12 protein-coding genes are annotated in these 14,058 nt (G+C 62.9%); 11 read left to right on the plus strand and 1 reads right to left on the minus strand.

Annotated elements, in window-relative coordinates; all coding sequences use genetic code 11:
- Nucleotides 1-173 precede the first annotated feature (173 nt).
- From SB822_RS41275 to hpxZ, 5 genes are read left to right on the plus strand one after another with little or no spacing between them, the layout of a single operon-like run.
- A complete protein-coding gene (locus SB822_RS41275) occupies nucleotides 174-980 on the plus strand; it encodes a cysteine hydrolase family protein (protein WP_410857407.1) in 807 nt (268 codons plus the stop codon).
- Nucleotides 977-2,128 carry an amidase gene (locus SB822_RS41280; protein ID WP_410857408.1) on the plus strand — a complete coding sequence of 384 codons (1,152 nt, stop codon included), beginning with the start codon at nucleotides 977-979 and terminating at the stop codon, nucleotides 2,126-2,128. The genes SB822_RS41275 and SB822_RS41280 overlap by 4 nt, the downstream gene beginning before the upstream one ends.
- An 11-nt stretch (nucleotides 2,129-2,139) precedes the next feature.
- On the plus strand, nucleotides 2,140-2,331 hold the full coding sequence (locus SB822_RS41285) for an AtzG-like protein (protein ID WP_410857409.1): 192 nt from the start codon (nucleotides 2,140-2,142) through the stop codon (nucleotides 2,329-2,331).
- Complete coding sequence (locus SB822_RS41290; RefSeq protein ID WP_410857410.1) at nucleotides 2,328-3,731, plus strand: AtzE family amidohydrolase; 1,404 nt, start codon at nucleotides 2,328-2,330, stop codon at nucleotides 3,729-3,731. Before SB822_RS41285 ends, SB822_RS41290 begins: the two co-directional genes overlap by 4 nt.
- On the plus strand, nucleotides 3,731-4,123 hold the full coding sequence (gene hpxZ, locus SB822_RS41295; protein ID WP_007584681.1) for an oxalurate catabolism protein HpxZ: 393 nt from the start codon (nucleotides 3,731-3,733) through the stop codon (nucleotides 4,121-4,123). Before SB822_RS41290 ends, hpxZ begins: the two co-directional genes overlap by 1 nt.
- Before the next feature lie 123 nt (nucleotides 4,124-4,246).
- Here hpxZ and SB822_RS41300 read toward each other — a convergent pair whose 3' ends face one another.
- The gene (locus SB822_RS41300; RefSeq protein ID WP_410857411.1) at nucleotides 4,247-6,433 is read right to left on the minus strand and encodes a heavy metal translocating P-type ATPase; all 2,187 of its coding nucleotides are present in this window, start codon (nucleotides 6,431-6,433) and stop codon (nucleotides 4,247-4,249) included.
- Nucleotides 6,434-6,503: 70 nt separating this feature from the next.
- On the opposite strand from SB822_RS41300, the gene SB822_RS41305 reads away from it, so the two are divergent.
- The 6 genes from SB822_RS41305 to SB822_RS41330 all read left to right on the plus strand — a co-directional run bounded on the left by SB822_RS41305 (nucleotide 6,504) and on the right by SB822_RS41330 (nucleotide 13,889).
- Nucleotides 6,504-6,911, plus strand: a complete 408-nt coding sequence (locus tag SB822_RS41305; protein ID WP_007584679.1) for a MerR family transcriptional regulator — start codon at nucleotides 6,504-6,506, stop codon at nucleotides 6,909-6,911.
- Between the two features lie 136 nt (nucleotides 6,912-7,047).
- Nucleotides 7,048-7,410, plus strand: a complete 363-nt coding sequence (locus SB822_RS41310; RefSeq protein WP_410857412.1) for a hypothetical protein — start codon at nucleotides 7,048-7,050, stop codon at nucleotides 7,408-7,410.
- A 92-nt stretch (nucleotides 7,411-7,502) separates the two neighbouring features.
- Nucleotides 7,503-8,798 (plus strand): TolC family protein, encoded by a 1,296-nt coding sequence (locus SB822_RS41315; RefSeq protein ID WP_410857413.1) that lies wholly within the window; start codon nucleotides 7,503-7,505, stop codon nucleotides 8,796-8,798.
- A gap of 11 nt (nucleotides 8,799-8,809) precedes the next feature.
- The gene (locus tag SB822_RS41320) at nucleotides 8,810-10,339 is read left to right on the plus strand and encodes an efflux RND transporter periplasmic adaptor subunit (RefSeq protein ID WP_410857414.1); all 1,530 of its coding nucleotides are present in this window, start codon (nucleotides 8,810-8,812) and stop codon (nucleotides 10,337-10,339) included.
- Nucleotides 10,336-13,545 (plus strand): efflux RND transporter permease subunit, encoded by a 3,210-nt coding sequence (locus tag SB822_RS41325; protein WP_410857415.1) that lies wholly within the window; start codon nucleotides 10,336-10,338, stop codon nucleotides 13,543-13,545. Before SB822_RS41320 ends, SB822_RS41325 begins: the two co-directional genes overlap by 4 nt.
- Nucleotides 13,542-13,889 (plus strand): copper-binding protein, encoded by a 348-nt coding sequence (locus SB822_RS41330; RefSeq protein ID WP_410857416.1) that lies wholly within the window; start codon nucleotides 13,542-13,544, stop codon nucleotides 13,887-13,889. Before SB822_RS41325 ends, SB822_RS41330 begins: the two co-directional genes overlap by 4 nt.
- The last annotated feature ends 169 nt before the right edge of the window (nucleotides 13,890-14,058 follow it).

A 14,058-nucleotide genomic window follows, 5' to 3' on the forward strand; every position in this document is an offset into this window, starting at 1 on the left:
TGGGTAAGTAGGTTATTCATGACTGAAATGCACGTTGCAACTTCGATGCCAATGCGCGTTCGATCCCGCCGGAACGCTCCCGCGTTTCCGATTCAACGGGCGACATTGGCGACGTGCAGATCGCCGTTTCAGGAACCCTCGGACATCACACGCTCAACGCTCTGGAGAACCCCGTGAACGACAACTCGAACCCAGACCTGGCAACGCCTGGCGGCGCACTAGGCGCTTTCGCGCAGACGCGCTGGACGGCCACCGGAACGCTCGTCGACATGGCCGCGCCGACGCCTGCGCCGCGCATCGCGATCCTCGATTCCGAGCCGCAAAACGTGCGCTTCGACATCGAAAAATCGGCGCTTGTGATCATCGACATGCAGAACGACTTCTGCACCAAAGGCGGGTGGGTGGACCACATTGGGGGCGATTACAGTGCGGACCGCGCGCCGATTGCACCACTGCAGCGCCTGCTGCCCGTGGTGCGCGAAAGCGGCGTTCCTGTCATCTGGGTGAACTGGGGCAACCGGCCGGATCTCGCGAACATGCCGCCCAATCAGATCCATCTGTACAAGCCGAAGGGCACGGGCATCGGTCTCGGCGAACCGTTGCCGGAGCATGGCGCGCGCGTGCTGGAGAAAGATTCGTGGGCTGCTGCCGTGGTCGACGAACTGAAGATCGAGCGGCAGGATATCTGCGTGGACAAGTACCGCATCAGCGGCTTCTGGGACACGCCGCTCGACAGCATCCTGCGCAACCTCGGCACCCGCACGGTGTTCTTCGCGGGTGTCAACACCGATCAGTGCGTGCTGCACACGCTCACCGACGCAAACTTTCTCGGCTACGGCTGCGTGATGCTGACCGATTGCTGCGCGACATCGTCGCCCGCGTTCTGCACGGAAGCGAGCATCTGGAATGTGAAGAAGTGCTTTGGCTTCGTCGCGGACTCGCTGCAATTCGCCGCTGCACTGAAGGGAGCCGCAGTATGAACGCGTTCATTCCGGGCCCGCGCCTCCGGGTCAGCGCGACCGCGCGCGGCGCCCTTGATGGCTTGCGCTTCGCGGCCAAGGATCTGATCGACGTGGCGGGCACGACGACGGGCGGCGGCAACCCCGATTGGCTCGCGACTCACAGTCCCGCCGCGCGACATGCGCCTTGTGTCGCCAGATTGCTCGACGCGGGCGCATCCGTGGACGGCAAAACGATTACAGATGAACTCGCCTACAGTCTCGAAGGCGTGAACGCTCACTACGGAACGCCGCTCAATCCGCGCTGGCCGTTTGCGCTGCCGGGCGGATCGTCGAGCGGATCGGCGTCCGCCGTGGCGAGCGGCGAAGTGGACTTCGCGCTCGGCACCGATACGGGCGGCTCGGTGCGCGTGCCCGCCGCGTTCTGCGGACTGTGGGGGATTCGTCCGACTCACGATGCTGTATCGCTGGAAGGCGTCCTGCTGTTTGCGCCCTGCTTCGATACCGTTGGCTGGTTTGCGCCCACGGGCGAGATGCTCGCACGCGTCGCCGACGTGTTGCTGGATGGCGTGCCTGCCGTCGATGCGCCCTCGGCCCTCGTGCGCTGCAAGGAAGCATTCGATGCACGCGCATCGAACGAACCCGGCGACGCGCAACGCCTGCGTGAATTGTCCGCGTCGCAAGACGAGGTCGAGGTCATCGCGGATGATCGCGCGCGCTGGCTGCATGTGTATCAACAGTTGCAGGACGATGCGATCGGCGCGTCGCTGGGTGCGTGGATCGATGCGACCAAGCCGCGCTTCGGCGCGGATATCGCTGCGCGCTTCGAGCGCCTCAAAACGCACGACCCCGCCGAAGTCGAACGCTGCCGCGTCATGCGCGGGGCGTTCGCGCAGCGCATCGACGGCATCGTGGGCGACGCGCTGATCGTGCTGCCGACCACGCCGCGTTCGTTGTTGAGCAAGCACGAAACACCCGAACGTACTGATGCGTTCTATCGCGACGCGCTGACCATGAACGCGATTGCCGCGTTCGGCGGCTTGCCGCAAGTCACCGTGCCCGTCGCGAACGAAAACGAGCGACCGCTCGCACTGTCGATCATCGGCCCGCGCGGCAGCGATCGTGCGTTGATCGCGCGGGCGCGCCAACTCTTCCCTACTCTTCTGTGAACCCGACGCCCATGTCAACTTCCATCGAGATCACGCTCGACGCCTATGTCGACGCCGCGCTCGCCCTGCATTTTCCGGGGCTTCCGGCGGAAGTCGCCGCGCGCGTGAAAGCGCAATTCGCGCGCGTCGCACAGCTTGCCGGGCCCGTGCTGGCCTATCCCGTCGATATAAACGACGAACCCGCGACGGTGTATCGCGCATGACGACACTCAGCACTATTTCAGGCAGCGCGCTGTCCATCGCGCGCGCGTATGCCGAGGGCGCCTTCAGCGCGCGTGAATTGATCGAAGCGACGCTCGCGCGGATCGATGCACACGACGCGCAGATCAACGCATTCACCGCCATCACGCGCGAACGTGCTCTTGCCGAAGCCAACGCGCTCGATGCACGCCGCGCAAGCGGTCACACATTGCCGCCGCTCGCGGGAGTCCCGTTTGCGGCGAAGAATCTGTTCGATATAGCGGGCGTTACGACGATAGCGGGTTCGCGCGTACTCGCCGACGCGCCGCCCGCCACGGCCGATGCAACGCTCGTGCGACGCCTTTGCGATCAAGGCGCAATCATGGTCGGCGCGCTCAACATGGACGAGTTCGCGTATGGCTTCACGACCGAGAACCATCACGCGGGGCCGTGTCGGAATCCGCACGATCTGACACGTTCAGCGGGCGGGTCGTCGGGCGGCAGCGCGGCGGCTGTTGCGGCAGGCTTCGTGCCCATCACGCTCGGCACCGACACGAATGGCTCCGTGCGCGTGCCTGCTTCGCTGTGCGGCGTGTTCGGCGTGAAGCCGACTTATGGACGCCTGTCGCGGCACGGCACCTGGCCGTTCGTCGCAAGCCTCGATCATATGGGCGCTTTCGCGCGTAGCGTGGACGATCTCGCCGCCGTCTACGACGCGTTGCAATGCACGGATCCGTTCGATCCCTCATGCGCGCAGCGTGGCTTCGAATCCGCGAATGCACGGCCGGGTGTGTTGCGCGTGGCGCGGCTCGGTGATTATTTCGACGAACACGCGAATGACGATGCGCGTGAAGCCTCGCACGTTGCCGCTGAAGCGTTGTCGGCGACGCATACCGTTGAATATCCCGATGCCGATGCGGCGCGCGGCGCGGCGTTTCTGATTACGGCTGCCGAGGGCGGTCAACTGCATATGGCGAATCTGCATGCGCGCTATGACGAGCGTGAGCCTTTGTCGCGTGATCGGCTGATTGCCGGTGCGTTGCTGCCCGCTGCGTGGATCGTGCAGGCGCAGCGCGTGCGGGCTGCGTTGCGGCGTCGCGTCTTGGAACTGTTCTCGCATTACGATGTGCTGATTGCGCCGGCTACGCCTGTCGTGGCGCCGCACATCGGCGATGAGTTCATGGACGTCAATGGTGAGCGACTTGCTGTGCGGCCTAATCTAGGTTTGTTGACGCAGCCGGTTTCCTGTCTCGGACTGCCCGTCGTCGTCGCGCCGATGCGTACGCGGAATGGCCTGCCGATCGGGGTTCAGTTGATCGCGCCGCCGTGGCGTGAGGAGCTCGCGTTTGAAGCGGCGCGGCGGCTTGAAGCTGCGGAGGTCGCGTATTGTCCGCCGCCGGCGTTCGATGCAGGGGCACAGTGATGATCGAGATCAATCGGCCCGATGTACTCGCTGAAGTCAACGCGGCATTCGATGCTTATGAACGGGCGCTCGTGAGCAATGATGTTGCTGTGCTCGATGCGCTCTTTTTTGATTCACCGCATACGCTGCGGTATGGCGCGACGGAAAATCTTTACGGGTACGACGCGATTCGTGCGTTTCGCGCTGCGCGGCCCGGTAAGGGACTTGAGCGCACGGTGACGGCGCGTGTCGTTACCACTTATGGCGATGCGTTCGCCGTCGCTAATATCGAGTTTCGGCGCGATAACGAGCCGCGTGTCGGCAGGCAAAGTCAGACGTGGGTGAAGATGCCCGAAGGCTGGCGCGTGGTGAGCGCGCATGTGAGTTGGATGGGCGTGGACCCAGGTTCGTGATGCTTTTGTCTTTTCGCTGGCATCGGCGTAGCGGCGTTTGCTGCGCATGCCGGACATTGGATGCAAAAAAGCCCGCTCGGGGCGGGCTTACGATTGATGGCGGGGAAGCGTTACCTCGGCAGCTCATCGGGTGTCGGGTTGCAGAGCTTCGTTACGCCCCCTCGATGCGCGTTGGAATGGTCGGTCATGCCTGACACGGAGCAGCCGTAGCGCATTCGCAGTAACGAGAATAGTGGCACCTGTATCCGCGAGAATGGCCATCCACAGACTGGTAACGCCGAGCAGCGTCGTACACAGGAAAATCGCTTTCAGACCGAGCGCGAGCCCGATGTTCTGCCAGATGTTGGCGAGTGTGGATTTCGACAATGCAATGAGATCGGCAACGCCCATCACACGGTTATGCCGTAGCGCAGCGTCCGCAGTTTCCAGCGCGACATCGGCTCCGCCGCCCATCGCGACACCGACAGACGCTGCGGCCAATGCAGGCGCGTCGTTGATGCCGTCCCCAATCATCGCGACCAGGCCTTTTTTCCTGATTGCTTCGATCTCGGCAAGCTTGGCGTCAGGCAGCAGTTCTGCTCTGACTTGCACGCCCAGGGTCGCCCCGATGGCGTCCGCCGTTCTCTGATTGTCGCCCGTCAGCATGATCGTTCCGACGCCCATGCGTTGCAATGTGGCGATCGCTTCTGCGGCATCTCTACGTGGCTCGTCACGCAACGCGATAAGCCCCTCGACCCGCTTGCCGGACAGCACCACTACGACTGTCTTGCCCTGCCGCTCAAGCGCCTCCAGTTGCTGCGCGATATGCGCGTCGAGCACCGTTTGCTTTTTCGCATAGAGCGGCGAACCAACCGACACGAAGCCGCCCTTCAGGCGCGCGGTGACCGACTCGCCCGGCTTCGTCAACGCAGCGCCGAAACTGGCTGGCAGTTCAAGACCGCGGCCACTCGCCGCTTCCACGATGGCCCTGCCAAGCGGATGGCTCGCCTTGCGTTCGACCGCGGCCGCCTTTGCGAGAACATCGTCTCGCGTCCCTTCGACGGGGACAATGTCTGTCACCCGTGGACTGCCCCGCGTGAGCGTTCCAGTCTTGTCGAACGCGACCGTTTTAATCTTGCCGAGCGTTTCGAGGGCTGCGCCGCCCTTGACCAGCAGCCCGCGTCTCGCCCCTGAAGCAAGGCCCGACGCGATGGCGGCAGGCGTCGAGATCACCAGCGCGCAGGGGCAGGCAATCAGCAGCGTCGCCAGACCACGATAGAGCCACGTGGCCCAGTCCGCATGGAAAACGAGAGGCGGCACGATGACCACCAGCAGCGCAACCACCATCGCGGCTGGCGTGTATCGCCGGCTGAAGCGGTCGATCAGCCGTGCCATCGGCGCTTTCGATTCCTGCGCCTCCTCGACCAGATGAACGATGCGGGAAATCGTGTTGTCGACAGCCATACTGGTGACGCTGATACGCAGCTCACCATTCGTACTGATGCTCCCGGCGAAAACGACCGCTCCCGTTTCCTTGACCACTGGAACCGACTCACCGGTGACGGGCGCTTCATTGACTTCCGCGACGCCGTCCATCACCCTGCCGTCGGAGGGAATACGATCGCCGGGTCGCACGACGACGACGTCGCCGATTTCCAGCGTGTCGGCCGGCACCCGCTCAAGAATATTTGAGCGTTCGCGCAACGCATCGCGCGGCACCAGTGAGATCAGCGCCTCGATGCCGGCTCGGGCTCTTCCCGCCGCCACTGTTTCCAGCAGTTCACCGATTGCGAACAGAAGAATGACAACCGCTGCCTCCTGCGCCGCGCCAATAAGCATGGCGCCGAGCGCGGCGACGGACATCAGCGTCTCGATGCTGAACGGCGTGCCCGAGATTGCCCCGGCGTACGCGCGCTTCGCGAAAGGCACGATGCTGATGAGCGCCGCGACGGAATACGCCCATTGCCCGAAGGCAGGCTCAACATGCGCTACCACAAACGCGAGCGCAAACATCGCTGCGATAGTTAGCGTGAGGCGAGGCTTACGTTCCCGCCACCATGATGAGCGAGGCTCAGCAACAGGACTAGCGGAGGCCGCGGTTCTGCGCGAGACCCCGCCGACGGGCGTAAAACCCAGCGCGCGGATTTTGTCCTCGATGGCGGTCGACGAGGTCCGATCTCCGTCGAATGTCAGCGACAGACTTTGCTGACCGTAGCTGACGTTGATGTCGCTCACGCCCGGCAATCGTTTCATCGCGTTTTCTATCTTGACGGCGCAGGCGGCACAGTCCATTCCCTCAATGCGCAGCTTGAGTGAGTCGGGAGCGTTCACAGTGTTTCGACCTCGACCAGTGTCTTCGTGAGGTCTACGATAGACCCTATAGTCACTACAGGGTCAAGAAATGGATAGCCCAACATTGACGATTGGCCAATTAGCCAAAGCAACGGGCACGAAAGTGGAAACCATCCGCTTTTATGAAAAGACCGGCTTGTTGCCCGCGCCTGCGCGGACCGAGGGGAATTACCGCGCGTACGCAGTCGATCACCTGAACCGTTTGAGCTTCATCCGACGTGCACGCGATCTGGGTTTTCCGCTGGAGCAGGTGCGCGAGCTTCTCGCGCTGGCGGATGACCGAACCCGCTCGTGCTCCGCGATCGATGCCATCGCGTCCGAACACAGGCGTGAAGTGGAGCGCAAAATCCGGGATCTACGGAAGCTGAAGGCAGAACTCGACAACCTGATCGATCAGTGCAGTTGTGGAACCGTCGATGAGTGCCGGATTATCGAAGCGCTTTCGCCTGCGACCTAGCGGCTGTTCCGTTATCTCACGCAAAAGCGGGCACGAAGTCTGATCACCGACGCTATCAGGGAATGATTTCGTGACGTCCAGCCAGTGGGAAACCCGACCCGATCGCGATTGAACGACCTCGGCTATAATCCCAGCCATGAAATTTCTCCGGACATTGCTCCTCCTGCTGCTTTGCGCTGTGCTGCCCATCAGTGGGCTGGCGGCGAGCGGCTTGACGGGTGAATGTCCGATGCAGATGAGCATGGGTTCCGACGAAGGCAGCGCGATGTCGTCGGACATGCCCGGCTGCGAGATGACGAAATCTTCTCAGCCAGGAAAAGCCAAAGGGTTCTTCTGCAAGGCAACGGCGCAATGCCAGCTTGGCAGCCTGTATCACCCGGCCTCGCGCATCGAAGTCACCCGCCCTGCGGGACCGTCCAGCCCCGTCGTCTTCCACTACGCGCAGTCGCTCATCGTCCGTGAACCGGGCGGTCTCTGGCGACCTCCTCGCGCCATCTAATCCCTTGCTGACAGGTTCGCCGCTTTAGCGGCGATGTCGTCCTGCGTCCAGGACGTGGATTCCCTATGGGAGTCCGCCGTTGGGGTTAGACCATGCCTTTGACCATTGACACGCCGTCACGTCGGCGTGCACCACTGCGCGCGCGTTCACTTTTTGCCGCGCTGATTCTCACGAGCGTCGCTGCGTACGCTCAGGAAACACCCGTCACGCTCGATGCGGCGCTTCAGGCCGCCACGGACCACTCGGCCGCCATGGGGGCGGCACAGGCCTCCGTGCGCGCGAGTTCGGAAGCGGCCGTCCGGGCCGGCCAGTTGCCCGACCCGACACTCAAGGCCGGCGTCGATAACCTGCCGGTGACCGGGCAGCAGAAATACACAATCGGCCAGGACTTCATGACGATGCGTCGTATCGGCATCGAGCAGGAATGGGTGTCGGGCGACAAGCGCCGACTCCGCTCCGAACTGGCGAACGACCTGGTGGACCGCGAACGGGCCGGCTACCTTGGCCAACTCGCGAACACCCGCCAGCAAACGGCCATAGCGTGGCTCAGCGCGGTCTACGCGAAGAAGGCCGTTTCGCTGCAACGGCAGCTCGTTGACCATATGACCCACGAACTGGATGCGACGAAAGCGTCTTATCGTGGAGCGAAAGCGACCGCCGCCGATGTAACCCAGGCCCAGGCGATGCTCGCGCAGACGCAGGACCAGTTGCTCAAGGCGCAGCAGACATTGCAGACCGCGCTCATCGGCCTGTCCCGCTGGACGGCAACGCCCGTTTCGGACGTGACGGGCGAACCGCCGGCGCCGCAGTCCTATGTGTCATCGCTGCCGCCGGAAGAACTGCGTGAGGTGCAGCCAGTGCTCGTCGCTGCCTCGCGGGACATTGCCGTCGCCGATGCCGATACCGCCGTCGCGAACAGTAACCGCAGCCCCAACTGGACGTGGGAAGTCGCCTACCAGCAACGCGGTGGCGCGTATTCGAACATGGTGTCGGTTGGCGTCAGCATTCCGCTGCCCATCAATCGCAAGAATCGCCAGGACCGGGATGCGAGCGAGAAGGCGGAACTCGCCACCCGGGCGCGGTTGATGTACGAAGACGCGCAACGTCAGGTGGAAGCGGACATCCGCACACAGTCCGCCACCCTAGCTAGTGGCCGCGAACGCATTACCAGTCTCTCCACCTCCCTGCTTCCGGCTGCCGGCCAGCGCGTGCAACTTGCGACTGCCGCGTACCGGGCAGGCACCGGCTCGCTCGCCGACACCTTTGCTGCCCGGCGTGCGCAACTCGAGGCGGAACTTCAGGTGCTGGACCTGCAACGCGACGTTTCGCAGACCTGGGCACAGCTCGAATACCAGGTCGTGCCGGCGTCGATGTCCGTGGGTCAGTAAAGGAGAACAACATGCAAAAGAAACAACTGGCACGCGCGGCCCTGATGATGTTTGCCGCGGCGGCCCTGCTCGTTACCGGCTACCTTGCCGGCACGCGTCGTCCGGCGTCAGAGGGAGCAGGCGCGACCGGCACCGCCACTTCTAGCGGCAACGTCGACCCGAAGACGGGTCGCAAGGTACTGTATTGGCACGACCCGATGGTCCCGGCCCAGCACTTCGACAAGCCGGGCAAGTCTCCTTTCATGGAGATGCAACTGGAGCCGGTCTACGCTGACGAAGGAGGCGGATCGACAGGCATTCGCATCGACCCGGGCCTCCAGCAGAATCTGGGGATCCGCTACGCGACCGTTCGCCGCCAGGAGACGTCGGAAAGCTTCGACGCCGTCGGCACCACCCAGTTCGACGAGTCCCAGGCGGACGTCGTGCAGTCACGCGTCACGGGATACATCGACCATTTGTACGCCAGTGCTCCTATGCAGCGAATACGCAAGGGAGCGCCGATAGCGTCCCTGTTCGTGCCCGACTGGCTCGCACCGCAGGAAGAATATCTGTCGCTCAGGCGCGGCGGCATGGACATGGGCCTGCTGGAAGCGTCGCGCGCGCGAATGCATGCGCTGTCGATTCCAGACGGCGTAATCGCGGCCCTCGACCAGACCGGAAAGGTTCAGACACATGTCGTTCTGTCGTCGCCAGAAACCGGCGTCGTGAGCGAACTGAACGTGCGAGACGGGGCACAGGTTACGCCTGGCCAGACGCTCGCCAAGGTCGCCGGTCTCTCGAAGCTTTGGCTCATCGTTGAAATTCCCGAGTCACTTGCGTTGAGCGTTCAACCCGGCATGAGCGTCGATGCCACGTTCTCCGGCGAGCCGGCGCAACACTTCAATGGGCAGATCCGCGAAATCCTGCCGGGCATTAGCGCCAGCAGCCGCACGCTGCAGGCGCGCCTCGAAATCGACAACACCGCGCTGAAGCTCACGCCCGGCATGTTGATGCGTGTGCGCGTCGGCGGACAAAAGACCGTCTCGCGTCTGCTCGTTCCGTCCGAGGCAGTCATCACGACGGGCAAGCGCTCTGTCGTCATCGCGAGAAACAAGGATGGCCGCCTGCAGCCCGTTACGGTCACTGTTGGCAACGATGTCGGCAACGAAACCGAGGTGTTGAGCGGATTGAGCGACGGCGAACAGGTCGTCGCCTCTGGCCAGTTCCTGATTGATTCGGAAGCCAGCCTGAAATCGGTCCTGCCACGACTGGAAGGTGGCGCAGGGGTGAGTTCAGGCGCGTCAGCGCCGGCATCCGCTTCGGCGGCGGCGCAAACGTACGAGACTACCGGCAAGGTCGAAAAGGTCACACCGCAAGACATCACGTTCTCGCATCAGCCAGTTCCGGCCCTGAACTGGCCTGCAATGACGATGTCTTTCAGCAAGCCGGCGCCCACTGCATTTCCGGATGTGAAGGCAGGCCAGATGGTGCATTTCGTCTTCAGTCAGTCCGGTGATGGCTACCAGTTGCAGAAGGTCGAACCCGCGGGAGGTGTCCAATGATTGCGCGCCTCATTCGCTGGTCCATTCACAACCGGTTTCTGGTCCTGCTCGCGACGATGCTCGTTACGGCGTGGGGCATCTATTCGGTGACCCAGACGCCGCTCGATGCGCTGCCCGACCTGTCCGATACGCAGGTCATCATCAAGGCTTCGTACCCGGGCAAGGCGCCGCAGGTCATCGAGGACCAGGTGACCTATCCGCTCACCACGACGTTGCTCGGCGTGCCGGGTGCAAAAGCCATCCGCGCCTATTCGGCGTTCGGCGACGCGTTCGTCTACGTGCTGTTCGACGACAAGACCGACCAGTATTGGGCACGCTCGCGCGTGCTCGAGTACCTGAATCAGGTGCAAGGTCGCCTGCCGCCGGGGGCGACCGTTTCGCTTGGCCCGGATGCAACCGGCGTGGGCTGGGTGTACGAGTACGCTCTCGTCGACAGGACCGCGAGGCATGACCTTGGGCAACTGCGCGCGCTAAACGACTGGTTCCTGAAGTTCGAGCTGAAGTCGGTGCCGGACGTGTCCGAAGTGGCGTCAATAGGCGGCATGGTGCGCCAGTACCAGGTGGTGCTCGACCCTGACAAGCTGCGTGCATACGGCATCATGCAGACTATGGTGGCCGACGCGCTGCGCAAGGCCAACCAGGAATCAGGTGGCTCGGTCGTCGAACTCGCCGAGTCTGAATACGTGGTGCGCTCTTCAGGCTACCTTCATTCACTGGATGACTTCCGCCACGTCGTGCTGCGCACGAACGATGCGGGGACGCCCGTGCTGCTCGGCGATGTGGCGCGCATCCAGATTGGACCCGAGACGCGCCGTGGCATTGCTGAACTGAATGGTCAGGGTGAGGTCGCGGGCGGCGTCATCGTCATGCGTTCGGGCAAGAACGCGCTGACGACAATCGAGGCGGTGAAAGCAAAGCTCGCTGACCTGAAGCGTTCGCTGCCGCCCGGCGTCGAGGTCGTCACGACCTACGACCGCTCGCAACTCATCGACCGCGCGGTGGACAACCTCAAGGACAAACTCATCGAGGAGTTCATTGTGGTCGCGCTGGTCTGCGCGGTCTTCCTGTTTCATCTGCGCAGCGCGTTCGTGGCCATCCTGTCGCTGCCGCTCGGTGTGCTCGCTGCCTTCATCGTGATGCGCTATCAGGGCATCAATGCGAACCTGATGTCGCTCGGCGGCATTGCGATTGCTATTGGCGCGATGATCGACGCGGCCATCGTGATGATAGAGAACGCGCACAAGCACCTGGAGGCGTTCGAGCACGAGCATCCGGACACATCGATTACTGCCGCGCAGCGCTGGGAACTGATTGCAACATCGGCTGCCGAGGTCGGGCCCGCGCTGTTCTTCTCGCTGCTCATCATCACGCTGTCCTTTATTCCCGTGTTTTCGCTGGAAGGACAGGAAGGCAAGCTCGTCTCGCCGCTGGCGTACACGAAGACGTACACAATTGCGGCCGCAGCCGGGCTGTCCGTGACGCTCGTGCCCGTCCTGATGGGCTACCTCATCCGGGGCCGCATTCCGCATGAAAATGTCAACCCCATCAACCGCGTACTGATTCGACTGTACAGACCGCTGCTCGAGGCAACGCTTCGACACCCATGGCTTGCGATCGGTGTCGCCGTGGTCGCACTGGCTGCGACCGTAATCCCGGTTTCGCGTCTTGGTGGAGAGTTCCTGCCGCCACTCGATGAGGGCGACCTGCTGTACATGCCGACTGCGCTGCCGAGCATTTCAACCGAGAAGGCGAGTGAACTGCTGCAGCAAACCGACCGGCTCATCAAGACCGTGCCGGAGGTGGCGACCGTGTTCGGCAAATCGGGACGCGCCGACACCGCCACCGATCCCGCGCCGGGTCTCGAGATGTTCGAGACGACGATTCAGTTCAAGCCCCGTAGCGAGTGGCGACCCGGCATGACGCCGGACAAGCTGGTCGATGAACTGGACCGGACGGTGAAGGTGCCGGGTCTGTCGAATGTATGGGTTCCGCCTATCCGCAACCGTATCGACATGCTGTCGACGGGCATCAAGACGCCCGTCGGCGTCAAGATTTCGGGCCCCGACCTGACGCAAATCGACCGGGTCGCGGCGCAGGTCGAAGCAGCAGTGAAGGACGTCCCGGGCGTGACGTCCGCGCTGGCCGAACGCCTCAACGGTGGCCGGTACATCGACGTCGATATTGACCGGCTTGCGGCCGCGCGCTATGGCCTTTCGGTAGCGGACATCCAGTCGGTCGTTTCGTCGGCAGTGGGTGGAGAAAACGTCGGCGAGGTCATTGCCGGCCGTGAGCGCTTCCCCATCAACATCCGCTATCCGCGCGAGGTCCGGGACTCGCTTGAGAAGTTGCGGCAACTGCCCGTCGTCACGGACCGGGGCGCGCAGATCCAGCTCGGCGATGTTGCGCATATCGCCATTGCCGACGGGCCGCCGTCGATTCGCAGCGAGAATGCGCGGCTTTCAGGTTTCGTTTACGTCGACATCCGCAATACGGACCTGCAGTCGGCCGTGAAGGCGATGCAGCGTGCTGTCGCGGAGAAGGTTGTGTTGCCGCCAGGGTACGCAATTGCGTGGTCAGGTCAGTTCGAGTACCTGGAGCGCGCGGCGGCGAAGTTGCGCACGGTCATTCCGGTGACGCTCGTCGTCATCTTCGTGCTGCTGTTCCTGACTTTCAACTCGGCGGCCGATGCGTTGCTGTTGATGTCGACGGTGCCGTTTGCGCTGGTCGGCGGCTTCTGGCTTATCTGGGGGCTGGGGCATGCGGTATCGGTTGCCACGTCGGTCGGCTTCATCGCGCTCGCGGGCGTCGCAGCCGAATTCGGTGTCGTGATGCTGCTGTACCTGAAAGGCGCACTCAACCGCCGGCTGGAAGATGGCGAACCGTTCACCGAGGCTTTGCTACTCGATGCGATTCGCGAGGGCGCGGTGCTACGTGTCCGGCCCAAGGCAATGACGGTCGCGGTGGTGCTTGCGGGTCTCGTCCCCATCATGATTGGACATGGCGCCGGGTCGGAGGTGATGCAGCGCATTGCCGCGCCGATGGTGGGCGGCATGGTCACCGCACCGCTGCTGTCGATGTTTGTTATCCCCGCCGCCTGGTTCCTGTTGCAGCGCCGTCGCGCGAGACATGTGAGCCATGAGCGGTTCCCCAACGTAGTCCCTTCCGGCACGACAGTGCCCTCTACCGAAACTGGAGAAACTCGATGAAAAAACTGATTGTTGCGTCTGCTGTGCTTGCAGCTGTTTTTGTTGCTCCGGCCTTTGCCGGTGACGATATGGCCGGCATGAACATGTCTGCGCCGTCGGCCTCGAAGATGTCGCCAAAGACCGCACTGACCGATGCGGAGGTCAAGAAGGTAGACCCGGAGACTGGCATGGTGACGCTGAAGCACGGAGCGCTGGAAAATGTCGGCATGCTGCCGATGACGATGGCGTTCAAGACGAAGGACGCTGCGATGGTCAAACAAGTGCACGAGGGCGATAAGGTCAAGGTTCGGGTCGAAAGCGTCAATGGTAGGTTGACCATCGTGAAGATGGAGAAGCGGTCTTGAGGTGGTGAAGGGTTGGTAGTAGTGGGTGCTGCGCACGCTGTTTGGGTTTTCTGTTCTTGTGCTGGCATCCGCGTTATGCCTTCGTGCTTCAGGCGTCGCCCCTGTGCGGGGCGGCACCTACTTTTCTTTGCCGCCGCAAAGAAAAGTAGGGGCGGTTTCAAGGGTCAAG

The sequence above is a fragment of the Paraburkholderia sp. SIMBA_054 genome (assembly GCF_046534875.1).
Taxonomy (GTDB): Bacteria; Pseudomonadota; Gammaproteobacteria; order Burkholderiales; family Burkholderiaceae; genus Paraburkholderia; species Paraburkholderia hospita.